A 23,319-nucleotide genomic window follows, 5' to 3' on the forward strand; every position below is an offset into this window, starting at 1 on the left:
CCCGACCGGAGGCCGGCGCGGGATGGCCGGGGCGTAACGTGGAGGGTCGCGCAGCAGACCCGTACGACAGGAGCGTTCATGACCAGCACTCTCCCGGCCCCCGCAGGTGGTCCGTCCGCCGGAACCCGGCCCGCCACGGTCGCGGAGGGCGACTACAAGGTGGCGGACCTGTCCCTCGCCGAGTTCGGGCGTAAGGAGATCCAGCTCGCCGAGCACGAGATGCCCGGCCTGATGTCGATCCGTCGCGAGTACGCGGCCGAGCAGCCGCTGCGGGGTGCCCGGGTCACCGGCTCGCTGCACATGACCATCCAGACCGCGGTGCTCATCGAGACCCTGGTGGCGCTCGGTGCCGAGGTCCGCTGGGCCTCGTGCAACATCTTCTCCACCCAGGACCACGCGGCCGCCGCGATCGTGGTCGGCCCGGACGGCACGCCCGAGGCCCCGTCCGGCGTCCCGGTCTACGCCTGGAAGGGCGAGTCGCTCGAAGAGTACTGGTGGTGCACGGAGCAGGTGCTGCTCTGGCCGGACGGTCAGGGCCCGAACATGATCCTCGACGACGGCGGCGACGCCACCCTGCTGGTGCACCGGGGAGCCCAGTTCGAGGGCGCCGGTGCCGTGCCTCCGGTGGAGAGCGCCGACTCCGAGGAGTACGCCGTCATCCTCAGCGTGCTGCACCGCTCGTTGCGCGAGGACGACCGGCGCTGGACCCGGGTCGCCGCGGCGATCAAGGGCGTGACCGAGGAGACCACCACCGGCGTGCACCGGCTCTACGAGATGCAGCAGAGCGGCACGCTGCTCTTCCCGGCCATCAACGTCAACGACTCGGTGACCAAGAGCAAGTTCGACAACAAGTACGGCTGCCGCCACTCGCTGATCGACGGCATCAACCGGGCCACCGACGTACTGATCGGGGGCAAGACCGCCGTCGTGCTCGGCTACGGCGACGTGGGCAAGGGCTGCGCCGAGTCGCTGCGGGGCCAGGGCGCCAGGGTCATCGTCACCGAGGTCGACCCGATCTGCGCACTCCAGGCCGCGATGGACGGCTACCAGGTGGCCACCCTGGAAGACGTCGTCGAGACCGCCGACATCTTCATCACCGCGACCGGCTGCTTCGACGTCATCCGGAACGAGCACATGGCCCGGATGAAGCACCAGGCCATCGTCGGCAACATCGGCCACTTCGACAACGAGATCGACATGGCCGGGCTGGCCAAGCGGTCCGACGTCGAGCGGGTCAACATCAAGCCGCAGGTGGACGTCTGGCGGTTCGACGACGGCCACTCGATCATCGTGCTCTCCGAGGGCCGGCTGCTGAACCTGGGCAACGCCACCGGGCACCCGAGCTTCGTGATGTCGAACTCGTTCGCCAACCAGACGATCGCGCAGATCGAGCTCTTTACCAAGACCGAGGAGTACCCGCTCGGGGTCTACACGCTGCCCAAGCACCTCGACGAGAAGGTGGCCCGGCTGCACCTGGACGCCCTGGGCGCCAAGCTGACCGAGCTGAGCAAGGAGCAGGCCTCCTACCTCGGCATTCCGGTCGAGGGTCCGTACAAGCCGGAGCACTACCGCTACTGAGCACCTCCTGCCGGGTAGCACGGCGACAAAGGGACCGGGTCGGCGTTCGCGCCGGCCCGGTCCGTCTTCTGCCCGCCGGGTCCGGCTATCGGCGTACCGGCTGGCGCCGCCGGTCGAGCTGTCCGCCCGGGGCCGGGTGACCTACCTGTCGGATCCGGGCGAGCGGCGGCGGGGCCGGATCCAGGTCCACACGCAGTAGACCAGCCAGGCGATCGCGACCGCCGTGCCGAGGGTCCGCAGCTTCAGCGCGTTAAGCGCGAGCACGACCAGCAGGACCAGGAGCCAGGGCAGGAAGGCTTTCACCGGTCCGTCCCGCCCTGCGGCGTGGCGGCGAGCACCGGAGTGACCAGCGCCTGCGTCGAGGGCGGCGGTGGGGCGGCCGGCCGCACCGGCCAGGTCAGTCCGGAACCGGCGGCCTCGGGGGCGGCGGGGGCGAGTTCCGGCCACAGCGTCGTACTCACCGACCGGGTCCGGGCCAACCGCTGCCGGGCCCGGGCGTGCCGCTCGGCGTGTACGGCCGCCAGGTAGGCCCAGTCCGGCATGTTCGATGGCGGCGGCGGAGACGTCACCGCGGCGACCTCGGCCCAGAGTGACCGGGCCAGCCGGAGCCGGGCGGCTTCGGTAAGCGTCCCCCGCCGACCGAGCAGTTGGCGTACGGCCAGCGCGAGACCGTCGTCGAGTCGGGTGAGGTCCAGCGACCGGGCCCAGCCGGTCAACGGCGGAACCATGACCGGAACGTGGCCGTACCCGGTGGGACTCCGGTCGTGGATCACCATCGTGCCCGCCGCCAGGTCACCGAGTCGCCGTCCACGAGGATCGGTCATCGTCACCGTGACGCTCACCGCCCAGGTGAGCAGCGGAAGCACCAGCCCGGGCCACTCCACCGCGACGCCGACCAGTCCCCGGGTCAGCGACTGGCGGAACCCCACGCGCCCACCGTCGTCGCGGACCACCCGCAGTCCGACGGCGAGCTTGCCGGGCGTACGACCGTGGTTCAGCGTCTCCCACGACACCGGATAGCCGACCAGGATCAGCACCACTCCGACGGTCTGCAACGCGGTCATCAGCGCCTGGTCCGGCGGACCGGTACCGGCGAACGAGTCGAGCAGGATTCCGGCGACGATCAGCAGGAGGACCGCGATCACGAGCTGGGCCGCGACGTCGATCAGCAGCGCGAGCACCCGGGATCCGAGCCGGGCGGCCCGGACCTCCAACTCGACCGCTTCGCCGCTGACCAGCCCGGCGTCGGCACCGAGGCCGGTGGCTGACGCCGGCCGGGCGAAACTCGACCTCGGTGGTTGCGCTGTCACCAGGACAGTGAACACTATGGTCGCGAACCCAGGGGAGCTGAGTTGGATCTCGACGCGTACGCGGCGGAGCACGGCGCGCAGTGGCGGCGGCTGTCCCAGTTGTCCGCTCAGCGCCGACTCACCGCCGCCGAGGTCGACGAGCTGATCGCCCTCTACCAGCGGGTGGCCACCCATCTCTCCGTCGTACGCAGCCGGTCACCCGATCCGGCGCTGGTCGCCCGGCTGTCCCGGCTGGTGCTGGCCGCCCAGTCCCGGCTCACGGGCCGGCCCGGCCTCTCCTGGTCGGCGGTCGGCCGGTTCTTCTCGACCAGTCTTCCCGGCGCGTTGTACCAGGCGTGGCCATGGTGGACCGGCGTCGCCGTCGGGTTCAGCCTGATCGCGGGATTCTTCATGTGGTGGATCGCCGAGAACCCGGAGAGCGCCGCCGCGCTGATCGGCGAGCGACCCGCCGCCGAGCTCTTCGAGGCCCGGTTCGTCGGCTACTACAGCGAGCACGAGGCGTCCAGCTTCGCCTTCCAGCTGTGGACCAACAACGCCTGGGTGGCGGTCCGCTGCCTGGCGGCGGGCATCCTGATCCTGCCGGTCTTCTACCTGCTCTGGCACAACGCCCTCAACATCGGGGTGACCGGCGGGGTGCTCGCCTCGTACGACCGGACGGGGCTGTTCTTCAGCATGATCGCCCCGCACGGACTGCTGGAGATGACCGGCATCTTCATCGCGGCCGGCGTGGGGCTGCGGATCGGCTGGGCCTGGATCGCACCACCGCCGGACCTGACCCGGGGACAGGCGGTGGCCCGGGCGGCCCGCTCCGGGATCCTGGTCGCGGTCGGCCTGGTGGGACTCTTCGCCGTCGCCGGCCTCATCGAGGCGTTCGTGACCCCGGCGGCGGTGCCGCCCGCCGTACGGGTCGGCATCGGCATGACCATCTGGGCCGGGTTCCTCGGCTACGTGGTTGTCTACGGCCGGCGGGCCAGGGCCGCGGCACCGCTCAGAGTTGACCGAGCGCCTTGAGTCGCAGGTAGGTGTCGCTGACCAGCGGGGCAAGCCGGTCGGCCGGGGCGTCCACCACGGTCACGCCGTACCGGGCCAGTGCCGTCCGGACCCGGTCCCGGTCGGCCAGGGCACGCCAGGCCGCCGCCGCCGCGTAGACGTCCTGGACGCGTTCGGGCGACCGGACGGTGAGGTCGCGCAGCACCGGGTCGTGCACGGACGCGACGATCAGCCGGTGCCGGGCGGCCAGCCGGGGCAGGACCGGCAGCAGTCCCTCGCCGAGCGCGCCCGGCTCCAGTGCGGTGAAGAGGACCACCAGGGAACGCCGACGCTCCCGCCGGAGTATCTCCCCGGCGATCAGCTCGAAGTCGGTCTCGACCAGCGCGGGCTGGAGCGGCGCCAGTGCGTTGACCATCCGGGCCAGCAGCGTCGACTGGGCTCCGCCGGCCAGCGCCATCCGGACGGTGTTGTCCGCGCCGAGCACGTCGACGCGGTCACCGGCCCGGGCGGCGAGCGCCGCCAGCAGCAGGGCGGCGTCGATGGCGGCGTCCAGTCGTGGTTCGTCCCCGACCCGCACCGCGGCGGTCCGACCGGTGTCGAGTACACAGAGCACCCGCCGGTCGCGCTCGGGTCGCCAGGTCCGGACCAGTACGTCGGCCCGGCGCGCACTGGCCCGCCAGTCGACCGAGCGCACGTCGTCGCCGACGACGTACTCGCGCAGGGTGTCGAACTCGGTGCCCTGGCCACGGCCACGGCTGACCTGGGTACCGTCGATCACCCGCAGCCGGGCGAGTTTCTCGGGCAGGTGGCGCCGGGACTCGAAGCGGGGCAGTACCCGGAGCGTCCACGGTGGAGTCGCCGGGTGCTCGGTCCGCTGCCGGAACGCCAACCCCAGCGGCCCGTACGACCGCAGCGTCAGCCGCAGCGCCGGCCGGTCGCCCCGGCGGGTCGGGGTCAGCCGGGTGGGCAGCACGGCCCGGTCACCGGGGGAGATCTCGATCCGCGGGGCACCGGGGAAGTCGACCCGGGCTCCGGCGGACGGCACCCAGGAGTCCCGGACCAGGCCACGCAGCGGGCGGGCCGAGGTGTTGTGCAGGTGCACGGAGACGGTGGCGGTGTCGCCGAGCCGTACGGTCCGGTCGCCGTGCCGGCTCGCCTCGATCGCCCCCGGCGGCGCGGCGAGCCGCCAGTCGAGCGCGATCAGGACCAGCACCACGGCCACCATGACCGGTACGCCCAGCCACGGCGCCGGCCACAGTGGAAGGGTCAGCGCCCCCGTTCCGAGCAGGGCCGCCGCCCGTCCGGTCATCGTGGGGTCGGCACGGTGCCGAGCACCGCGTCCAGGACGGATCTGGTGGTGACCCCCTCCAGCTCGGCCTCCGGGCGGAGTCGGAGCCGGTGCCGCAGGGTCGGCCGGGCGATCGCCTTGATGTCGTCCGGGGTGACGTGGTCGCGGCCGGCCAGCCAGGCCCACGCCTTGGCGGCGGTCAGCAGCGCGATCGCGCCCCGGGGCGAGGCACCCAGTTCCAGGGCGGGTACGGCACGGGTCGCCCGGCAGAGGTCCACGATGTACGCCATCACCGGCTCGGCGACGCCGACCCGACTGATCGCCGCCCGGGCGAGCGCCAGGTCGGCGGGGGTGGCCACCGGACGTACCCCGGCGGCGGTCAGCTCGCGGGGGTCGAAGCCGGCGTGGTGTGCCCGGAGCACGCCGAGTTCCTCGTCCCGGTTGGGCAGCGGCATCGTCAGGTGCAGCAGGAACCGGTCGAGCTGGGCCTCGGGCAGCGGATAGGTGCCCTCGTACTCGACCGGGTTCTGGGTCGCGGCCACGATGAACGGATCCGGCAGCGGCCGGCGGCGGCCCTCCACCGACACCTGCCGCTCCTCCATGACCTCCAGGAGTGCCGCCTGGGTCTTCGGCGGCGTCCGGTTGATCTCGTCGGCCAGCAGGAGGTTGGTGAAGACCGGACCCTCGCGGAAGGTGAAGGCGGCGGTACGCGGATCGAAGATGAGCGACCCGGTCACGTCGCCCGGCATCAGGTCCGGGGTGAACTGGAGCCGCTTCGACTCCAGGTCGAGGGCGGCCGCGATGGTCCGCACCAGCAGGGTCTTGGCCACCCCGGGTACGCCTTCGAGCAGCACATGTCCCCGACAGAGCAGCGCGATCACCATGCCGGTGACCACGGCGTCCTGCCCGACGACCGCCTTGGCGACCTCGGCCCGCAGCCGGTGCAGCGCCGCGCGGGCCTCGTCGGACCCGGCGTCGGCCGAATCGGGCTGCGCCGGACCGGGCTGCGCCGGAGGCCGGTCCGGCTCGGCGGCGTACAGCAGCGGATCGGTCGTTCCGGCGGGTCGGGTCACCGGGCTTCTCCTTCAACGGGGCGGTCGTACCGGGGCGGGTCGGTCGGCGGGTGGGCGAGCAGGCCGGACAGCACGTCGAGGGCGCGGGCCAGGTCGAGCAGCTCCTGGTTGGTGGTGGGCGCCGGCCCGTACAGCAGGTGGTACGCGTCCGCCCGGCTCCAGCCGGTGCGCGCCGCCACCGCGCCGGCCACCTCGTCCGGCCCGGTATCCGGGGGCAGGTTGAACGCGGGGAGCAGCCGGTGCAGCGTAGCCGCGCGCAGCGTGTCCGCCGTCGGTCCGTACGCCCGGGCCTGCTGGTAGAGCCGGCCCCGGCCGAACACGGTCTCGGCGGAGGCGACGGTCACCGGCAGCGGCTCCGTCACCGGCGGCCCGAGCCGGCGGGCACGCCACAGCATCGCCAGCAGGACGGCCACGGCGAGTTGCACCAGCAGCGCCCAGAACCAGGGTGGGAAGGCGTCCCACAGCGGGTTGGGTTGGTCCGGCGGGTTCGCCCGCTGGCTCGGTCGGGGCTCCTCGTCCTCCCCGGATCCGTTCCCGCGCTGCCCGTTCGGGTCCCCGGCGTCGAACGGGGTCGGTTCGCCGGGCATCGGCGACCACGGCCCCAGTTCGCCGTCCGGGTGGTAGGGCGGCGGCGGCTCGGGTCCGTCCAGATCGAGCCAGATGACCAGGTTGTGCGCGGACAGCAGGCCGGCGGCGAGTGCGGTGTTGCCCGCCTCGTCGATCCGGTCGTTCCGGAACGGGTCACTGGCGCCGACCACCACGACGTCGTTGCCACGCCAGCGGCTCCGGGCCAGTCCGCCGTCGTAGCAACGGTCGGCGCGGTAACTGAGCCCGGGTGCGTCGGTGTACCGCTGTCGGAGCGCGGCCGCCGGCCCGGCCGCCCGTACCTCCGGCAGTGCACAGGGCCGGCCGTCGGCGGCGGTTGGGACCGTACGGGCGGCCAGCCGGCGGTCGGCGGCGGTCAACGGCATGTCGGCGTCGTCGAGTACCCGCTGGGACGGGTCGACCAGCACCACCCGGGCCCGCTCGGCCGGATCGACGAGCAACGGCAGGTACAGCGGATGGACCAGCGCCGGGGCCGGTACGAACAGCGTGAAACCGTCGTGCGGCGCCAGACTGAGGGCCCGACGGGTACTGGTCGTCCGCTGGATGGCGACGCCTCTGGCCCGCAACTGCGCGGCGAGCCGGCTCCCGCCGTCGTCGTCGCTGTTCACCGAGGAGAGGAAGCCGGGATCGTCCCGGTCCGGCTGGTCGACCGCCTGGGCGATCCAGGTGACCACCAGGAGCAGGACCACGAGACCGATCGGTACGACGATCCGGTGCCACCGTCGCCGCCGGGTCGACCCGGCGACGGTCGGTCCGGGCCGCCCGTCGGCACCGCGACCTGCCAACCGGGGTGGGCTGATCTCCTCGCTCCGCCGGGTCATCGCGTTCCCCCGCTCCGCCCGGTCACGAGGGCACCATCCCGTTGTCGGCCGAACCCGGGCGGGCGAGTGCCCGGTCCAGGTCGGCGGCGAGTTCACGCATCCGTTCGTCGTGTTCGGCCCGGGCCGGGCGCTGGCCGTACCAGAGGTCGGAGAAGATCGAGCCTGCGGCGCCGAGCGGTCCGTCCACTTCGGGCCGGGTCCGGGTCGCCGCCCTCGCGAGTTCGGCGACGGTCATCCCGGGCCGGTGCTCCAGCACCCCACGGTCGATCAACGTCCGGACCATCGCGCGCAGCCGCTCCCGGACCGCCTCGGCGTACCGGCCCTGGCCGGCCAGCCGGTCGGCGAGCGAGACCAGTGACCCGGCCGGAACGTCGAGCAGGTCCGGCTCGGCCTCGTCGTCGGCGGTGGCGGCGACCGTGGGCGCGGGCGTCGGGCGGGCACGGCGTCGGCGCCACCGCCAGGAGAGCCGCCAGTGGGGCAGCCGACGCGGCACCCAGGCGGGGAAGAAGAACCAGGCCAGCGAGATCAGCACGCCGGTCAGGACCAGCAGCAGGGCGAAGAGCGGCAGCGGGATCCGGTCGCCGATCGCCGCAGCGGTCTCGGTCCACCATCGGCTGAAGCTCACCGGCGGCCCGCCGTCGGAATGACCAGGGGGCGTCCGGACTGCCGGGCCCGGGCGATGACGATGTCCAGGCCCTCGGTGCGGATCCGGGTCTCCAGGTAGATCACGGCGTCGAGGCAGGCGATCGCGGGGTAGGCGACGCTGTTCACCGCGGCCCAGACGGCGAGGCTGACCGGCACCTTCCAGTCCGGGTCGAGCAGGCCGATCGAGCCCAGTCCGGAGACGATGCCGACGGCCAGGCCGACCCGTACGATCCACCAGACGAGATAACCGAGCAGGCGTACGGCCCCGGCCCGGCCACCGGAGCGGAGGGCGAGCGCGCCGGACCGTACCAGTGCGCGGAACGGCCCGATCCGCTCCAGCGCGATCGCCGGTACGACGGAGCCGAGCAGGGCAAAGGCGATCAACCAGGCCGGTACGACGAGCGCCGCCCCGAACATGATCGCGCCGGCCAGCAGGGCGACGAGCGCCGTGACCGCGAAGCGGGCGCCGTACGGCTGGAGCAGTCGCATCCGGCGTACCTGTCCGGCGGGTTCGATCAGCACCGTTCCGGCGGCCCGGGCACTCAGGTTGCCGAGCAGCGCGATGATCAGCGCCTCGCTGGCGGCCCCGACGGCCAGCAGGAACCAGTAGGCCGACAGTTTGTTGATGTCCGGCAGGTAACCGGGCGGTTCGACGCCCGCGACGAGGCGCAGTGGATAGAGCAGGAGTTGTTCCAGCACGGTCAGGACGAGGGCGACCGGAACCAGTACCCGGGCATGATCGCGGAGCAGCAGGACCGCCGAGTCGATCAGCTCACCGATCGTGAGCGGACGCAGCGGGAGTACGGCGGTCGGGCCGACGTCGGGCAAACGTACTCCTGGCGGGCATGGGGGGATGGCGGGAGGAACGCCGCAGCAGTCATGGTGACATGCCGGTTCACCCGATCCGGAGCCGCTCGGCCGGTTCACGCATCACGGTTTGATGTGACCAGGGGCGACCCGGTGGATCCGCGGGTCGGAGCGGAGAGCCGCTGCGGGCCGGTCACGACGCGGGGATGAAGCCGATGTCCGGGCGTTGGCCCGGCCGGGCCCGGCCGGCGGGGCGGGCCGGAGCAGCCGGTCTGATCAGCGGATGTTCATGTCTGGTGCCCACCTGGCGACCGGGGTAAGCTTCTGCGCTTCGTGACCGGGACGGGCCGGCGGGACGTCGTGTCGGAGGGCGCGGGGTCCACGGCGTTGAAACGAGGGTGGAATATTAGTGCCATGAGAGCCCGGGTACTGGTGGTCGACGACGATCCCGCACTGGCCGAGATGCTCGGTATCGTGCTGCGCAGTGAGGGCTTCCTGCCCTCGTTCGTCGCCGACGGGGAACGGGCGCTGGCCGCGTTCCGCGAGAACCGACCGGACATCGTCCTGCTCGACCTCATGTTGCCGGGGATGAGTGGGATCGACGTCGCCCGGGCCATCCGCTCCGAGTCCGGCATTCCGATCGTGATGCTGACGGCGAAGAGCGACACCGTCGACGTGGTGCTGGGGCTGGAGTCGGGCGCCGACGACTACGTGGTCAAGCCGTTCAAGCCCAAGGAACTGGTCGCCCGGATGCGGGCCCGGCTGCGCCGGGGCGAGGACGCCGCGCCGGAGCTGCTGACCATCGGCCCGCCCGGCAACCAGATCAACATCGACGTGCCGGCGCACACCGTCAGCCGGGACGGCGAAGAGGTCAAGTTGACCCCGCTGGAGTTCGACCTGCTGGTGGCGCTGGCCCGGAAGCCGCGTCAGGTCTTCACCCGCGAGGTGCTGCTGGAGCAGGTCTGGGGTTACCGGCACGCGGCCGACACCCGGTTGGTCAACGTGCACGTGCAGCGGCTGCGCGCCAAGATCGAGCCGGATCCGGAGCGACCGGAGGTCATCCTGACCGTGCGGGGAGTCGGCTACAAGGCGGGTACCGGATAGCCTGGGCTGCACTGTGGCCCGCACACTGACCTCGCGTTCCGCGCAGCTCGCCCGCGCAGCCTTCGGCAGCCGGCGACTGCGCCGTGCCGTCGTCGCCGCCCGGCGACTGCGGCGGGTCGGCGCGGCCCGGATGACGACGGCGGCGGCCGGGCTGCACCGCACCTGGCGACGGTCGCTCCAGGTGCGGGTCGTGACCATCACGCTGGTCGCGTCGAGCCTGCTGGTCGGCGGGTTCGCCTATCTTGTCGCTGACAACATCACAAACGTCGTGCTGGACAACGCCGACGCCGACGTGAAGGGCCGGCTCCAGGACGGCCAGGAGTACGCGTCCGAGCAGCTCAGCAACCACATGACCCCACAGGAGCAGGGGCTGCGGGCCACCTTCGAGAGCACGGTCAACTACCTGGCCGGCGGCGATCCGGCGCAGCTCGGCGGCGTGGTGGTGGCGCTCCGGGCCGGCAGGTACGAATACGCCAGCGTCGCGCCCGCGACCTCGCCCCAGGTCAACGTCGACGGAATGCTCAGCGAGGAACTCCTGGGAAAGGTGGAGGGCGGCTCCCTCGCCAGCCAGATCCGCACCGGTGACCTGTTCGGCAAGGAACCGGTCAAGTACCTGGTCTACGGCTCACCGGTGCCGACCCAGTTCGGCCAGGTCGAGCTCTACTACCTCGTCCCGCTGACCCGCTGGGACTCGATCGCCACCGGTTCGCGGTCCACCGTACTGGCCACCGGGTTCGCCCTGGTCGTACTGCTCGGTCTGCTCTCCGGCCTGGTCACCCGGCTGGTCGTCAGTCCGGTACGGGTGGCCGCCCGCACCGCCCAGCGGCTCTCGGCAGGGCTGCTCGACCAGCGGATGGTGGTCAACGGCGAGGACGATCTGGCGATGCTCGCCGCCTCGTTCAACCAGATGGCGACCAACCTGCAACGGCAGATCGTCCGGCTGGAGGAGATGTCCCGGCTGCAACGGCGGTTCACCTCGGACGTCTCCCACGAACTGCGTACGCCGCTCACCACCGTACGGATGGCGGCCGACCTGATCTACGCCGAACGGGACGAGTTCGATCCGGCCGTGACCCGTACCGCCGAGTTGCTGCACGCCGAACTGGACCGGTTCGAGGACCTGCTCACCGACCTGCTGGAGATCAGCCGGTTCGACGCCGGTTTCGCCATGCTCGACGCCGAGCCGACCGACCTGGTGCCGGTGGTCAACCGGGTGGTGGACCGGCTGGAGTCGCTGGCCCGCCGGTGCGGCGTGCCGTTGCGGGCGGTGGTACCGGACGCTCCGGTGATCGCCGAGGTCGATCCGCGCCGGGTCGAACGGATCCTGCGGAACCTGGTGGGCAACGCGGTCGAGCACGGGGCCGGCCAACCGGTGGTGGTGGTCCTCGGCGCGGACGACACCACGGTGGCGGTCACCGTTCGTGATCATGGCGTGGGACTCAAGCCGGGCGAGGAAAAGTTGGTCTTCAACCGGTTCTGGCGGGCCGACCCGTCCCGGGCCAGGCAGACCGGCGGGACCGGACTCGGGCTGTCGATCAGCCTGGAGGACGCTCGCCTGCACGGCGGCTGGCTGGAGGCGTGGGGCGCACCGGGTGAGGGGGCCCAGTTCCGGCTGACCCTGCCGGCCCGGGCCGGTGACCGACTGACCTCGTCACCGCTGCGACTGGTACCGGCCGACGCTCCCGTGGTGGCGGGCGGCGCCGACGGATGGACCATCACTCTGCCGGGCGCCAATCCGGGGATCGGGCTCGTCGGCCAGGGCGACGGTACCGGCCAGACGATCGAGATCCGTGCCGGCGGGGCGATCAGTGCCGGGCCGGCGGTGCCGGCGCGGCTGCCGGAGGATTCCGGCGACCGGCTGGGGGCGGGTGACGAGGCGGAATCGGCCGATGGTCCGGCCCGCTCCGGGACGCCGTCGGCCGCTCCGGTCGGCACAGCCGGACCGGCGTCCCGACCGGGCGGATCGGGTTCGGCATCGGAGGGCCTGGTCGGGCCGAGGCTGCCGGCCGACAGCGGACGTAGCGAGGCGACGCGATGAGACGGTTCCCGGCGGCCATGCTCGCTGCCTCGGTGTTGCTGGCATCGGCGCTGGGCGCGTGCGGCATTCCGGACGAGACCGATGTCCGGATCCACGGCCGGGGACCGGTGGCCGACACCGCTCCGGCGGACGGCCCGGGAGCGGCGCCGCCACCGGTCCGGACGGCGAGCGGCCTGAACCCGGAGCAGTTCGCCCGCAACTTCCTGACCGCCGCCGCCGGCGAGCCGGGCGAGGCACGCAAACGGATCAACGACTACATCGTGGTGGAGAAGCAGTTCCAGAAGGCGGGCAACGAGAGCGTGAACGTCGTCCGGATGCTGTTCGCGGCACCCCGGATCATCGAGAACACCGACGGCACCAGCGAGGTCCAGATCGAGGTGCAGCAGGTCGGCGTCCTGCGGGCCGACGGCTCGATGGACGAGCCGGAGCGCACGGAGAAGGTGTACAAGTTCATGATCGGTCCGGCGCCGGCCGGCTCGGCCGACGGGCTGTGGGTGCTGGGCCCGCCACCGGCCCTGCTCATGGACGTCGAGGCCCTCGGTAACTACTACGAGGAACACACGATCTACTTCTGGAACCTGGACGGCGACGCCCTGGTACCCGACCTGCGCTACCTCCCGCGTGCGGTGCCGATGGAGCGCCGGGCCACCCAGGTGCTCGGCTGGCTGGTCGGCGGCCCGTCGGACTGGCTGGAGAACGGCGTCGACCGGCTACCCGACGGCACCGGGGTGGTGGGAAACGTGCCGGCGCCGAAGGAGGGCGGTCGGCTCGAGGTGAACCTCTCCGTCAAGGCGGGGGAGCTGGAGACCGACGCCGACCTGAAGAAGCTCTTCAAGCAGATCATTTGGTCCCTGCAGACCAATCCGCTGCTCGGCGACGAACTGGAGCTGAAGATCCAGAACCAGTCGAAGATGACCCAGGTCGCCGCCGACTACCTCCGGGACAACCTGATCTACCAGATCAGCGGCCCGCCGGCCCGGTACGGCGTCCTCGCCGGCAGCCTCTATCCGCTGGTGGGCTCGGGCGAGGGGCAGCCGCTGCCGGTCCCGATCTCGGCAGAGGCCAACCGGGACATCGTCTCGGCGGGCCTGAGCCGCAACGGCGACCAGATCTCGGCCGCGTTGGTGACGAAGAACGGGAAGTCCCTCCGGCTGCGGGTCGGCGCCGGCCTCGGTGTGGTGGACACGTTCATGACCGACAGCGCGTCGTACACCTCGATGGGCCGGCCGGTGTGGCTCAAGGATTCCCTCGACGACGGACCGACCGGACTGGTGGTCGCGGACGGCAGACTGTGGGAGTTCGGCGACGACGACGCCGCGTTGAAGCAGGTGTCGCTCGCCGGAGTCTCCGGGGAGGTGACCGGGGTGGGCGCCTCGCTGGACGGGCGCCGGATCGCCCTGATCGCCGGCGGGCAGTTGTACGTCGCGGTGGTGCGGCCGGTCGACGGCACCCTGACCGTCGATCCGGCGCGTCCGATCGCGACCTCGCTGAAGGCGCTGAGCGCGGTCGACTGGTTCGGCGAGCACTCGCTGGCGGTGGCCGGCCTCCAGGCGGACGGCCGGGCGGCGATCGTCCGGCTCAGCGTGGACGGGGCGGGGGAGTCGCCGCAGGTGACCGGCGTCGGTTCGCCGATCACGGAACTGGCCGCGTACCCGTACGACCTGGGGCGGCCGGCGTCGGCCCCGCTGGTGTACGAGTCGAACCAGGTGGCGTACGCGGGAACGAGGATCACCCGGAACGAGGTCTCGTTCGGGCCCGGGACCCCGCCGCCCGGCACGGCCGCACCCACCGCGCCGTTCTACCTCTACTGACCACTGCGCGGGGATCTGTCGCTACTGACCAGGGGCGGAGGACGGCGGTGCTGACCGGGGGCGGAGGACGGCGGTGTTGACGGGGGTCTGGACGGACCTGGCCGACCTGGTGCTGCCGGCCGAGTGTGCCGGTTGCCGGGGCAGCGGACTTCCCCTGCGGCAGGGAGCCTGTCCGGCCTGCGCCGCGACGCTCCAGGCGCTGCGGCCGATCCCGGTCCGCCCGACCCCCGCCCCGAGCGGCCTGCCGGACTGCGTGGCGCTCGGGGCGTACCGGGGGGCGTTGCGGGAGGCGCTGTTGTCGTACAAGGAACGGGGCCGGCACGGCCTGGCCCGGCCGCTGGGTGTGCTGCTCGCCGAGGTGGTGGCGACGGCCGTCGGTGACCGCCGGCCGGTCCTGCTGGTGCCGGTTCCGGCGACCGCGCGGGCGGCCCGGACCCGGCACGGTGACCATCTCCGCCGGCTGTCCCGGCACACCGCCGCCCGGTTGCGGGGCGCCGGCTGGCCGGTGGTGGTCGCGCATCCGCTGCGCGCGCTGCCCCGGCCCGACTCCGCGACCCTGGACAGCGCCGGCCGGGCCCGGGTGGCGGCAACCGCCTTCCGACTCCGCACCGGCCGGCTGCCGGCGGTGCGCCGGAGCGCGGCCGGCCGGGCCGTCGTGGTGCTGGACGACATCGTGACCACCGGGGTCACCCTCGCCGCGGTGGCCCGACAACTGGAGACCGCCGGCATTCCGGTGTACGCCGCGGCGCTGCTCGCGGCCACCGCCCGACGAGAGCGCGGCTAACTCTGCGTATCACCGTTTTCACCCTATCGTGCGATCCGCGCACATCTTCTCGAATTGGTCTTGGTGACCGGGGTGACGATCGGCCAGATTGGCGTTAGCGTCTTATTTATCGGGGGTATGAGGGGTGTTCCAACGCCCCTGGGGCACCTGGAAGGAGGCAGCCGTTAGCGATCCGGTCATGCCGAGTGGACTTCCAGGGGCGGGCTGACCGGGATTTTTGTTTCTGCAGACTCTCCGATGGCGCAGGGAGGTCACGCATGGATATCGTGGTCAAGGGCCGTAATGTCGAGGTGCCGGATCATTACCGGGTACACGTAGCCGACAAGCTCGCGAAGATCGAGCGCTACGATCACAAGCTTATTCGGGTCGACGTGGAACTCTTTCACGAACGCAATCCGCGACAGTCCGATCACTGCCAGCGAATTGAGATTACCTGTATCTCCAGAGGTCCCGTGGTCCGCGCCGAGGCGTGCGCGAAGGACTTCTACAGCGCGTTGGACGGCGCGATCGCGAAGCTCGACACCCGGCTGCGGCGGGCCGCCGACCGTCGTCGCGTACACCGTGGCCGGCACGCTCCGGTCTCCGTCGCCGCCGCCACGGCCCGGCTACCGGTCGCCGATTTCGGTGAGTCGGCGTTGGCCACTCTCACCGCACCCGCGCCGGAACGGTCGAACGGCAACGGGCATGCCGCCGAACCGGAGTACGACGAGTACGACGACGCGCAGCCCTGGCACATCGCGCGGGAGAAGGTGCACCCGGCCGAGCCGATGAGTGTCGACGACGCGCTGTTCCAGATGGAACTCGTCGGGCACGACTTCTACCTGTTCCTCGACAAGGAATCTGGCCGGCCCAGCGTCGTCTACCGACGCAAGGGTTACGACTACGGCATCCTGGCCCTGGCCAGCTGACCTCCGCCAGCGTTCCACCGGATCCGGGCGGAAACCGGGTCCGGTGGGCGCGTGTCGGTGTCGCCGACGCCGAGCCGATTCCGCCTCACCGGCCGGATGCGACCCCGGTTCCCGGCATCAGCCGGGGGTACCCGCCAGGCCGATGTCCTCGGGCAGCAGCGCGCCGCTCCAGGCGTCGATCCGGGTACCCCGGTGCAGCAGGGCGTGCCGGGCCGTCCCTTCGAAGGTGAAACCGGCCTTCTCGACGACCCGGCGGGAGGCGGTGTTGCCCACGTTGGCCCGCCACTCGATCCTGGCCAGCCGGAGCGCCGTGAATCCCCAGGCGCAGACGGCGGTCACCGCGGCGGGGCAGTAGCCGCGACCCCGCGCCTGCGGGGCGACCAGGAAGCCCAGGTTGCCGACCTGGGGATCGGTCGGGGACAGCCGCAGCTCCATCACGCCGCAGTACGCGTCGGACTCGTCGGCGATCGCGAACAGCGCTCCGGTGCCCCGGCACCACACCGTCGGGCCGTACTCGTGGACGAAGAACTCGGCATCCGAGCGCTGGTACGGGTCCGGCACCGTGGTCCAGCGGATGATCTCGGGATCGCGGCACGCCTGGACGATCGGGTCGAGGTCGGCTTCGCCGAGCGGGCGGAGTCGGAGTTCCGTACCGTCCGAGGCCCTGGCGAAGAGGATCGGTTGGGGCGAACCGAAGACGGCGGCGTGACGTGCCGGAAGTGAGCCGGGACCGGCCGGGTCGGCGTCCGGCGGCTCGTCGGCCGGCGTGCTGCCGGTGTCCCCGGTCGGCGTACCGGCCAGCTCGCCGGGAAGCAGGGAGCCGACCCAGCCGTCCGGACCCCCCTGTGGATGCGGTTGGGCGAGCCGGAGCCGCCCCTCGACCAGGAACCCGGCCCTGAGTGCGACCAGCCGGGACGCGTGGTTGCCGACCTCGGCCTGCCAGATGATCCGGCGCAGTCCCCACTCCGCGAACGCCCACCGGCAGACCGCCCGGGTGGCCCGGACGGCGACACCCCGGCCCCGGGCCCACGGCGCGGTCCAGTACCCGACCTCGGCCGACCTCAGCACCGGGTCGATGCTGACCAGCCCGCACGAGCCGAGAAGTTCGCCGGTGGCCGCGTCGCAGACCGCCATCGGCGCCCCGGTTCCGGCCGCCCAGGACTGCGGGGCGATCTTGGTCACGAAGTCGATCGCGTGTTCGAGCCGGTAGGGGGCGGGGACGGTGGTCCAGCGCTGGATGTCCGGATCCTGACATGCCCGGTGTACGTCCTCGGCGTCCTCGGCGCGCCAGGGCCGCAGCAGCAGCCCCGCTTCGACGATCTCCACCCCGGATGCCCGGTCGCTCTGGTCCATCCGGCCATCGTGCCGGAGGGTTCGCCGAGGGCGTAACCGAGTTTCCCGGCCTGGACGGCAACTATCGGGCGATTTGTCCGGCTCGTTGAACCGGGAGGGCAGCGCGACTGACAGTAGGGCCGATGATGCGCCTACGATGGTTCGGCAGACTGTCTAGGGGAGCGTTGATCCGTGTCGATTCTGGAAAAGGTCCTCCGCGCGGGCGAGGGGCGCCAGGTGCGTCGCCTCAAGGCGATCGCCGCTGCCGTCAACTCGATCGAGGACGACTACGTCAACCTCACCGACGAGGAACTGCGCGGTCTGACCGACCAGTTCCGCGAACGGCTGGCGGACGGGGAAACCCTCGACGACCTGCTGCCCGAGGCTTTCGCTACGGCGCGCGAGGCGGCATCGCGGGTGCTCGGCCAGCGCCACTACGACGTACAGGTCATGGGTGGGGCGGCGCTGCACTTCGGCAACATCGCCGAGATGAAGACCGGTGAGGGCAAGACCCTGACCTCGGTGCTGCCGGCCTACCTGAACGCGCTCTCCGGCAAGGGCGTGCACATCGTCACGACGAACGACTACCTCGCCGAGCGGGACGCGGCCTGGATGGGCCAGGTGCACCAGTTCCTCGGCCTGACCGTCGGGGTGATCCTGCCGAACCGGCCGTCCGTCGAGCACCGGACCGCCTACGAGGCCGACATCACCTACGGCACCAACAACGAGTTCGGGTTCGACTACCTCCGGGACAACATGGCCTGGACCAAGGAGGACCTGGTACAGCGGGGTCACAACTTCGCGATCGTCGACGAGGTCGACTCGATCCTGATCGACGAGGCCCGTACGCCGTTGATCATCTCCGGGCCGGCCGAGCACTCCGCCCGCTGGTACTCGGAGTTCGCCGGGGTGGTGGCCCGGTTGCAGTCCGGCAAGGAGGGTGCGGGCGACTACGAGGTCGACTACGCCAAGCGGACCATCGCGGTGACCGAGCGCGGCGTCGCCAAGGTGGAGGACCGGCTCGGCATCGACAACCTCTACGAGTCGGTGCACACCCCACTGGTCGGCTACCTGAACAACGCGATCAAGGCGAAGGAGCTCTACAAGCGCGACAAGGACTACGTCGTCACCGAGGGCGAGGTCTTGATCGTCGACGAGTTCACCGGTCGGATCCTGCACGGCCGCCGCTACAACGAGGGCATGCACCAGGCGATCGAGGCCAAGGAAGGCGTGGAGATCAAGCAGGAGAACCAGACTCTTGCCACGATCACCCTCCAGAACTACTTCCGGCTCTACGGCAAGCTGTCCGGGATGACCGGTACGGCGCAGACCGAGGCCGGCGAGTTCAACAAGGTCTACAAGGTCGGCGTGGTGAGCATCCCCACGCACCGTCCGATGATCCGGGTCGACAAGCCGGACGTGATCTACAAGACCGAGAAGGCCAAGTTCAACGCGGTGGTGGAGGACATCGCCGAGCGGCACGCCCTGGGCCAGCCGGTCCTGGTCGGCACCGTCTCGGTGGAGAACTCCGAGATCCTGTCCCAGCTGCTGCGCCGCCGGGGCATCCCGCACGCCGTGCTGAACGCCAAGTTCCACGCCAAGGAAGCCGAGATCATCGCCCAGGCGGGCCGCAAGGGCGGCGTCACGGTGGCGACGAACATGGCGGGTCGAGGCACCGACATCCTGCTCGGCGGCAACCCGGAGTACCTGGCGAACACCGAACTGCGCCAGCGCGGCCTGGACCCGGTGGAGCACGCCGACGACTACGCGAAGGCGCTCGAGGAGATCCTGCCCCGGTGGAAGGACGCCTGCGACGCCGAGGCCGAGGAGGTCACCGCCGTCGGCGGCCTGTACGTGCTGGGCACCGAGCGGCACGAGTCCCGCCGGATCGACAACCAGCTGCGGGGCCGGTCCGGCCGGCAGGGTGACCCGGGCGAGTCCCGGTTCTACCTCTCGCTCCAGGACGAGTTGATGAAGCGGTTCCGGGCCGGAGCGGTCGAGGCCGTGATGGAGCGCTTCAACATCCCCGAGGACGTGCCCATCGAGTCCAAGATGGTCACCCGGCAGATCAAGAGCGCTCAGGCCCAGATCGAGGGTCAGAACGCCGAGATCCGGAAGAACGTCCTCAAGTACGACGAGGTGATGAACAAGCAGCGCCAGGTGGTCTACGCCGAGCGCAAGCGGGTGCTCGACGGCGAGGACCTGAACGACCAGGTCCAGCACATGATCGACGACACCGTCAGCGCGTACGTCACCGGCGCGACCTCGGACGGTTACGCCGAGGACTGGGATCTCGACCAGCTCTGGACCAGCCTCAAGCAGCTCTACCCGGTCGGCGTCACCGTCGAGGACCTCGTCGAGGAGTCCGGTGGCGAGCGCAACACCCTCGATGCCGACTTCCTGCTCGAACAGCTCAGGCAGGACGCGTTCGCGGCGTACGAGCGGCGCGAGGAGGAACTGGGCACCGAGGCGACGCGTCAGTTGGAGCGGATGGTGCTGCTCCAGGTCATCGACCGTAAGTGGCGTGAGCACCTCTACGAGATGGACTACCTCCAGGAGGGCATCACGCTGCGCGCCTACGCCCAGCGTGACCCGGTGGTGGAGTACCAGCGTGAGGGCTTCGACATGTTCGCCACCATGATGGACGGGATCAAGGAGGAGACGGTCGGCTTCCTCTACAACCTGGACGTCCAGGTCGAGGAGACCAGCCCGGCTCCGGCCCCGGCTCCTGCGGGCCCGTCGCCGATGCCGATGAAGACGGATCCGCCGGTCGAGATCCGGGCCAAGGGACTCGGGCGGGCACCACGTACCCAGGGGTTGCAGTACTCGGCGCCGACCATCGACGGCGAAGCCCCGGCGACCGGTGGGGTGGCGGTCGAACGCCCGGAGCCGCAGCCGCAGGCCCCGGCGCTCGGGGTGGGCGGACCGCCCGTACCCTCGTCGGCCTCCCGGCGCCCTGCCCAGCAGGGGCAGCCCGGCGCGGCCAACGCGCCGTCCCGCAACGCGCCGTGCCCCTGTGGTTCCGGCCGGAAGTACAAGCGCTGCCACGGGGCGCCCGGCGGCGGCGCCTGAGCGGCACAGCCTGATCCACCCCGTACCCCGGTCGCCGTCGAGCGACCGGGGTACGTCCGTCTGGTGACGCGGCAGGCCCTTCGAGACCCGGCAGGTCAGAGCACGTCGACCGAGACGCCGACCCAACTGCCCCGACGGCGTTCGATCCGGAACGCCACCGCCCAGGTACGTCCGGCGACACCCACCGCTGCGGCGGCCTCGGCGACTCCTGGCCTGGGCTCGCAGACCCGGAGCCGTTGCACCCGGAGGGTACGGACCGGTTGCCCCGGCTGGCGTCGGCCGCCGATCCGGGTCGTGGCGGCGGCGAGCTGCTCGACGATGCCGGCGGCCTCGGTCGGGCTGGACAGCGGGCGGACGTGCCCGGCCGGGCGGTAGCCGTTGACGATTTCGAGGCAGGTGGCGAGGAACCGCCGCGCCGCGTGTCTCGCCTCGGGGGTCGCGCCCGCGAGCGCCTCCGGCAGCGGTGCGGCGGGACCCCGTCCGCCGGTTGCCCCGCACTCCGGCGGAACCGGGTCGCCCACCCGTGCGACGGGCACCGCGCGTACCGGCCGGCGGGCGGGAACGGCGCGGCTCGGCTGGGCGGTGGCGACGAGGCGGGTCGTCGGCTCGAAGTCGCGGTCGCTTGTCGGCTCGAAGTCGGTGGCGCGGTCGCTTGTCGGCTCGAAGTCGATGGCGCGTTCGGTCGTCGGGTCGAAGTCGGTGGCGCGGCCGGTCGTCGGGTCGGACCAGATCTCCGGGGCGTACTCGTCGTCGAAGGGTGGATCGAGGGGTGGCACGGGTCGAAGTCGCACGGAGGGGCGAGCCGGGGACCGGCCGCGTGCGAGGGGCATGACGAATCCTCCCATGATCTTGCGTTTGCTTTCGTTTGCCTCCGACGCGCTAATTTCTAGCGGACTCACTGCCCGTCGTCAATGGCTTCCGGTGACCTGGTGAGCCTGTGACCCGGCGATTCGGCGATTTGGCCGGTCAGGTCGAGACCGTAGCCGCCCCGACCGACAGGAAACGCCGGCCTGTCCGGCGACGTACGCCGCCCCGCCCGGCGAGAGAAGCCGTGGTGACCGGCAACGGAGGCCGCCGTGACCGGCATGGGCGGCGGCTGCGTCAGACCCGGCGCGGGAAAGTCCGGTGGCGCAGGAAAGTCCGGTGGCGCGGGAGAACTACTCGGATACCCGGTCGACCAGCGGGTTGTCGGCGACCCAGTCGGCGGTCTCGGCGTACTTGCGCGCGATGTACTCCTCCAGCCGGGCACGTTCGACCCGCCACTGGCCCCGGCCACCGATCTTGATCGCCGGCAGTTCCCCGCTGCGGACCATGTGGTAGACCTGCGAGTCCGAGACGTTCAGCTCGGCGGCGACGTCGGACAACAGCAGGAACCTCGGCTCCACAGGCGAACTCCCGGTCGGTGGACGGCGGTTGCCTTAGTTTGCCATCGACTGCGGTGTGGCCGCTTCCGCCGTCAGGTCCCGCCCGGCCAGCGGGCTGGAGTAGACCACACTCGTGGTCACCGCGCCCAGTCCACTGATCCGGCCCGCGACCTGCTCAAGATGGCGCATGGACCGGGCGACGACCTTGAGCACGAAACAGTCCTCGCCGGTCACGTGGTGCGCCTCGACGATCTCCGGCGTGCTGTCGAGCAGCGCGTGGAAGGGCCGGTAGTTCCCGGTGGGATAGCGGAGCCGGACCAGGGCGAGGATGCCGAGCCCGACCTGCTCGGGGACGACCACCGCCCGGTAGCCGGAGATCACCCCCGCCTCTTCGAGCCGCCTGACCCGCTCCGCGACGGCACTCGGCGACATCGCGACCAGCCGGGCGAGGTCGGCGAAACTGGCCCGTCCGTTGCGCTGCAGCTCCGTCAGGAGTCGCCAGTCGGTCGCGTCGAGTGCCGGCGGATCAGTGGCCATCCGCCCAAGATACCGTTGAATCATCGGCCGATCCACCATGATGCCGCGCGATGGTCGTTCCTGGGTCGCGCCTGCGGCCGTACCGTTTGGGCATGACGACGACCTCCCCGAACCCGGTGCTGGCCACGCCGCCGGCCGCTCCCGACCAGGCCACCGCCTGGTTCGCCGCCAAGCTGGCGGTGCAGACCGACGTCTCCGACGTGTACGCCGCGCTCGGCCGGGACGAGCCGGGCTTCGTCCTGGTGGACACCCGCGACCTCGCCTCCTGGCGGCAGGGCCACATCCTCGGCGCGATCCATCTCCCCACCGGAATGATCCCGCTGCGCGCCGCCCGGCTGCTGGACCGGGCTGTTCCGGTGGTGACCTACTGCTGGGGGCCGGGCTGCGACGGCGCGACGAAGGCGGCCCACGCGCTGGCCGGCCGGGGCTATCAGGTCAAGGAGATGATCGGTGGCATCGAGTACTGGATCCGGGAGGGTTTTCCGGTCCAGGTCGCCGAGACCGGGACGGTGACCGGGGCGGTCGACCCGCTGACCGCTCCGCTGCGACGCTGAGCCGACCGGGTCGTCCCGGGCCGTGGCTCCGACCCGACACGACCCGGGATCCGCTTCCGCCCGGCACGCCGTGGGTGTACTAGCGTCGCGGGTGTACCACAGGTACGGCGCCGGACATGATCAGGCGTTGGACGCGGCGGAGTCGCCGCGAGCGGGCGTCGAGCGGGGAGATCAGCGTGGCAGAACAGCTCGTCCGGGTGTACGTCCCGGGCACCGTGCCGATGCTCGCCGAGTTGCGGCAGGAGGGGTGGATCCTCGCCCCGCACGGACACGCGGTCACCCCGGAACTGCGGGAGTGGTACGCCGAGGGGGACGAGGAGGAGTTGGAGTACGTCGCCTTCACCCGGGCCGCCCAGGAGGCGCTGCGGCTGCTGCACGCCGATTCCGGAGCCGCCCGGCGACGGGTGGTGGTCGCCGCGGACCTCCCGCCCGGGGCGGTACGGCGGGAGGACCTCGAACTCGGCGCCAGCACCGTACGGCTGACCGGCCGGATCGCGATCGGTACGGTCGCCGCGATCCACGTGGACGGCGTCGACGCCGTCGACGATGTCACGGCGGCGGTGGCCGTGGTCGAGCAGGCGTTGTCGGGTGACGAGGACGCGCAGTTCACCGTGGACGGGGTCGAGGACCACGAACTGGAGTGGTACGCCCCGACGGAACTCGACGAGCTCTCCGACCTGATGAAGTGACCCTGACC

General features: G+C 71.6%; 19 protein-coding genes and 3 pseudogenes. 11 read left to right on the forward strand and 11 right to left on the reverse strand.

Features of this window, described 5'->3' with window-relative positions:
- Positions 1–78 precede the first annotated feature (78 nt).
- Positions 79–1,578, forward strand: coding sequence for an adenosylhomocysteinase (gene ahcY, locus H4W31_RS14720; protein WP_192767178.1), 1,500 nt, complete (start codon positions 79–81; stop codon positions 1,576–1,578).
- Between the two features lie 141 nt (positions 1,579–1,719).
- Here the strand turns inward: ahcY and H4W31_RS14725 are convergent, their stop codons facing one another.
- On the reverse strand, positions 1,720–1,881 hold the full coding sequence (locus H4W31_RS14725) for a hypothetical protein (RefSeq protein ID WP_192767179.1): 162 nt from the start codon (positions 1,879–1,881) through the stop codon (positions 1,720–1,722).
- Positions 1,878–2,888 carry an RDD family protein gene (locus H4W31_RS14730; RefSeq protein WP_192767180.1) on the reverse strand — a complete coding sequence of 337 codons (1,011 nt, stop codon included), beginning with the start codon at positions 2,886–2,888 and terminating at the stop codon, positions 1,878–1,880. The genes H4W31_RS14725 and H4W31_RS14730 overlap by 4 nt, the downstream gene beginning before the upstream one ends.
- 42 nt (positions 2,889–2,930) lie before the next feature.
- Here H4W31_RS14730 and H4W31_RS14735 point away from each other — a divergent pair, with 42 nt between their 5' ends.
- Positions 2,931–3,899 carry a stage II sporulation protein M gene (locus H4W31_RS14735; protein ID WP_192767181.1) on the forward strand — a complete coding sequence of 323 codons (969 nt, stop codon included), beginning with the start codon at positions 2,931–2,933 and terminating at the stop codon, positions 3,897–3,899.
- Here the strand turns inward: H4W31_RS14735 and H4W31_RS14740 are convergent.
- The 5 genes from H4W31_RS14740 to H4W31_RS14760 all read right to left on the reverse strand — a co-directional run bounded on the left by H4W31_RS14740 (position 3,877) and on the right by H4W31_RS14760 (position 9,139).
- Positions 3,877–5,187 (reverse strand): DUF58 domain-containing protein, encoded by a 1,311-nt coding sequence (locus H4W31_RS14740; RefSeq protein ID WP_192767182.1) that lies wholly within the window; start codon positions 5,185–5,187, stop codon positions 3,877–3,879. The genes H4W31_RS14735 and H4W31_RS14740 overlap by 23 nt on opposite strands.
- Positions 5,184–6,113 carry an AAA family ATPase gene (locus H4W31_RS14745; protein ID WP_225946619.1) on the reverse strand — a complete coding sequence of 310 codons (930 nt, stop codon included), beginning with the start codon at positions 6,111–6,113 and terminating at the stop codon, positions 5,184–5,186. Before H4W31_RS14745 ends, H4W31_RS14740 begins: the two co-directional genes overlap by 4 nt.
- 122 nt (positions 6,114–6,235) lie before the next feature.
- A complete protein-coding gene (locus H4W31_RS14750; protein ID WP_225945529.1) occupies positions 6,236–7,666 on the reverse strand; it encodes a DUF4350 domain-containing protein in 1,431 nt (476 codons plus the stop codon).
- Between the two features lie 22 nt (positions 7,667–7,688).
- On the reverse strand, positions 7,689–8,291 hold the full coding sequence (locus tag H4W31_RS14755) for a DUF4129 domain-containing protein (RefSeq protein ID WP_192767183.1): 603 nt from the start codon (positions 8,289–8,291) through the stop codon (positions 7,689–7,691).
- Positions 8,288–9,139 (reverse strand): hypothetical protein, encoded by an 852-nt coding sequence (locus tag H4W31_RS14760; protein WP_192767184.1) that lies wholly within the window; start codon positions 9,137–9,139, stop codon positions 8,288–8,290. Before H4W31_RS14760 ends, H4W31_RS14755 begins: the two co-directional genes overlap by 4 nt.
- A 393-nt stretch (positions 9,140–9,532) precedes the next feature.
- Between H4W31_RS14760 and mtrA the strand changes: the two genes are divergently transcribed.
- From mtrA to H4W31_RS44770, 6 genes and pseudogenes are all read left to right on the forward strand, one after another.
- Positions 9,533–10,222, forward strand: a complete 690-nt coding sequence (mtrA, locus tag H4W31_RS14765; RefSeq protein ID WP_101369873.1) for an MtrAB system response regulator MtrA — start codon at positions 9,533–9,535, stop codon at positions 10,220–10,222.
- A 130-nt stretch (positions 10,223–10,352) separates the two neighbouring features.
- Positions 10,353–12,053 (forward strand): annotated as a pseudogene (mtrB, locus tag H4W31_RS14770) (MtrAB system histidine kinase MtrB); the annotation flags it as partial.
- Between the two features lie 203 nt (positions 12,054–12,256).
- The gene (locus H4W31_RS14775) at positions 12,257–14,071 is read left to right on the forward strand and encodes an LpqB family beta-propeller domain-containing protein (protein WP_192767185.1); all 1,815 of its coding nucleotides are present in this window, start codon (positions 12,257–12,259) and stop codon (positions 14,069–14,071) included.
- Between the two features lie 73 nt (positions 14,072–14,144).
- Positions 14,145–14,855: a ComF family protein gene (locus tag H4W31_RS14780; RefSeq protein ID WP_192767186.1), complete on the forward strand. Its 711-nt coding sequence runs from the start codon at positions 14,145–14,147 to the stop codon at positions 14,853–14,855.
- Positions 14,856–15,112: 257 nt separating this feature from the next.
- A pseudogene (gene hpf, locus H4W31_RS44765) lies at positions 15,113–15,476 on the forward strand (ribosome hibernation-promoting factor, HPF/YfiA family); the annotation flags it as partial.
- 86 nt (positions 15,477–15,562) lie between these two features.
- Positions 15,563–15,763, forward strand: a pseudogene (locus tag H4W31_RS44770) (sigma 54 modulation/S30EA ribosomal C-terminal domain-containing protein); the annotation flags it as partial.
- 117 nt (positions 15,764–15,880) lie between these two features.
- Here H4W31_RS44770 and H4W31_RS14790 read toward each other — a convergent pair.
- Complete coding sequence (locus tag H4W31_RS14790; protein ID WP_192767188.1) at positions 15,881–17,116, reverse strand: GNAT family N-acetyltransferase; 1,236 nt, start codon at positions 17,114–17,116, stop codon at positions 15,881–15,883.
- A gap of 171 nt (positions 17,117–17,287) precedes the next feature.
- Here H4W31_RS14790 and secA point away from each other — a divergent pair, with 171 nt between their 5' ends.
- Complete coding sequence (secA, locus tag H4W31_RS14795; protein ID WP_192767189.1) at positions 17,288–20,167, forward strand: preprotein translocase subunit SecA; 2,880 nt, start codon at positions 17,288–17,290, stop codon at positions 20,165–20,167.
- A 95-nt stretch (positions 20,168–20,262) separates the two neighbouring features.
- On the opposite strand, the gene H4W31_RS14800 is transcribed toward secA, so the two are convergent.
- The 3 genes from H4W31_RS14800 to H4W31_RS14810 form a co-directional block, all read right to left on the reverse strand.
- The gene (locus tag H4W31_RS14800; protein ID WP_192767190.1) at positions 20,263–20,997 is read right to left on the reverse strand and encodes an Rv3235 family protein; all 735 of its coding nucleotides are present in this window, start codon (positions 20,995–20,997) and stop codon (positions 20,263–20,265) included.
- Positions 20,998–21,324: 327 nt separating this feature from the next.
- Positions 21,325–21,552, reverse strand: coding sequence for a helix-turn-helix transcriptional regulator (locus tag H4W31_RS14805; protein ID WP_192767191.1), 228 nt, complete (start codon positions 21,550–21,552; stop codon positions 21,325–21,327).
- 33 nt (positions 21,553–21,585) lie between these two features.
- Entirely contained in the window at positions 21,586–22,068 is a 483-nt protein-coding gene (locus H4W31_RS14810; RefSeq protein WP_192767192.1) for an Lrp/AsnC family transcriptional regulator, read from the reverse strand.
- Between the two features lie 92 nt (positions 22,069–22,160).
- Between H4W31_RS14810 and H4W31_RS14815 the strand changes: the two genes are divergently transcribed.
- A complete protein-coding gene (locus H4W31_RS14815; protein ID WP_192767193.1) occupies positions 22,161–22,622 on the forward strand; it encodes a rhodanese-like domain-containing protein in 462 nt (153 codons plus the stop codon).
- Between the two features lie 176 nt (positions 22,623–22,798).
- Positions 22,799–23,311, forward strand: a complete 513-nt coding sequence (locus tag H4W31_RS14820; protein ID WP_192767194.1) for a DUF6912 family protein — start codon at positions 22,799–22,801, stop codon at positions 23,309–23,311.
- Positions 23,312–23,319: the final 8 nt, after the last annotated feature.

It is taken from the genome of Plantactinospora soyae (assembly GCF_014874095.1).
Lineage (GTDB): Bacteria > Actinomycetota > Actinomycetes > Mycobacteriales > Micromonosporaceae > Plantactinospora > Plantactinospora soyae.

What these genes read in the sequence shown, in the direction of transcription:
- H4W31_RS14790 (WP_192767188.1), bottom strand. Translation starts at nt 17,116, where the DNA reads ATGGACCAGAGCGACCGGGCATCCGGGGTGGAGATCGTCGAAGCGGGG.
- H4W31_RS14740 (WP_192767182.1), bottom strand. Translation starts at nt 5,187, where the DNA reads ATGACCGGACGGGCGGCGGCCCTGCTCGGAACGGGGGCGCTGACCCTT.
- H4W31_RS14810 (WP_192767192.1), bottom strand. Translation starts at nt 22,068, where the DNA reads ATGGCCACTGATCCGCCGGCACTCGACGCGACCGACTGGCGACTCCTG.
- H4W31_RS14750 (WP_225945529.1), bottom strand. Translation starts at nt 7,666, where the DNA reads ATGACCCGGCGGAGCGAGGAGATCAGCCCACCCCGGTTGGCAGGTCGC.
- mtrA (WP_101369873.1), top strand. Translation starts at nt 9,533, where the DNA reads ATGAGAGCCCGGGTACTGGTGGTCGACGACGATCCCGCACTGGCCGAG.
- H4W31_RS14800 (WP_192767190.1), bottom strand. Translation starts at nt 20,997, where the DNA reads ATGCCCCTCGCACGCGGCCGGTCCCCGGCTCGCCCCTCCGTGCGACTT.
- H4W31_RS14815 (WP_192767193.1), top strand. Translation starts at nt 22,161, where the DNA reads ATGACGACGACCTCCCCGAACCCGGTGCTGGCCACGCCGCCGGCCGCT.
- H4W31_RS14775 (WP_192767185.1), top strand. Translation starts at nt 12,257, where the DNA reads ATGAGACGGTTCCCGGCGGCCATGCTCGCTGCCTCGGTGTTGCTGGCA.
- ahcY (WP_192767178.1), top strand. Translation starts at nt 79, where the DNA reads ATGACCAGCACTCTCCCGGCCCCCGCAGGTGGTCCGTCCGCCGGAACC.